Source organism: Rhodococcus sp. T7 (assembly GCF_009872365.1).
Lineage (GTDB): Bacteria > Actinomycetota > Actinomycetes > Mycobacteriales > Mycobacteriaceae > Rhodococcus_F.
The window spans coordinates 1-971 of sequence record NZ_WXYH01000258.1; the positions used below are offsets into that span (position 1 = coordinate 1).

Here is a 971-nt window from a genome sequence, read left to right on the forward strand (position 1 = left end):
CGTACTTGGCGTACAGGTTCTGCCCCGACAACAGGTGCTTGCCGATCGGGACCCCCGGTGCCGCATTCTCGGCGAGGACGACGCCCAACCGGTCCGACTCCGTGCGGCACTGCTTTTCGGTCAGCGAGCCCACGTCCCGCAACCGGCCCATGTGCTTGGCCTTGTCGTCGACGCGGGTGCGCTTGCCACGGCTGCGGGCCAGTAGCACCAGGATCACGGCCGCCGCCGCCAGCACCAGCACCGTGTACACCGCGAGGATCGCCGTCGCGGCCGTCGACCACTGAAGATGTCCCTTCACCAGGTGGATCAGGACCACCACCGGGTTCGCAGACACCTCCTGATCGGTGCCCAAGCGCAGCGCCAGCATCACACCGCCGCCGACCACTCCGACGACGGCTACGACCGCACCGATCAGATACAGCTCCGGGGTCGAGTTCACCGGATCCTTCACACCACGCTCACTCATCGCGCTCCCCCGTCCCGCGTGTCAGGTTGAGGTCCAGCGGGACCGCCTGGGCATGTAGTTCGCGGGCACGAGCGAAAACCGTGTCCACGTCGTTGCGGGCCCCGTCATAGAACTCGGCCAACCGCACCGCGGCGTCGCCCCACCCGAACCTGTCGAGCGTGAACACCGCTTCGACGTCGGCGCAATCGGCGAGCCACCCGTCGATGCGGGATCTGTGCTCCTGCCATGAGCGTGCGTCGATCGACGCGGCCAGCGCCATCAGGGCGAGCAGTCCCTCCGCCTGCTCGCCGTCCTCCGGCCATGCTGTTACCGCGTTCGCAGCTTTCGTCGTTGAACTTGTTGTCATCACTGCCCCTAGCATCAGTCGTGCCTAGCTGAGTTCGATTGGTTGGCGTTGCGCCGTCCTCGCATGCGTCGACGCGATGCCTCGGCGTCAGTGGACGGTCAGTGCGCTCACCCGCCACACCCCGAGACGGGTGGCTGTCATGTAGACCGCCAACGTGGA

At 66.7% G+C, this 971-nt stretch carries 1 protein-coding gene and 1 pseudogene; both read right to left on the bottom strand.

Features of this window, described 5'->3' with window-relative positions; genetic code table 11:
• Positions 1-466, bottom strand: a pseudogene (locus MLGJGCBP_RS22440) (conjugal transfer protein); the annotation flags it as partial.
• Complete coding sequence (locus MLGJGCBP_RS22445; RefSeq protein WP_160098096.1) at positions 459-812, bottom strand: hypothetical protein; 354 nt, start codon at positions 810-812, stop codon at positions 459-461. The pseudogene MLGJGCBP_RS22440 and the gene MLGJGCBP_RS22445, both read right to left, overlap by 8 nt.
• Between the last annotated feature and the right edge of the window lie 159 nt (positions 813-971).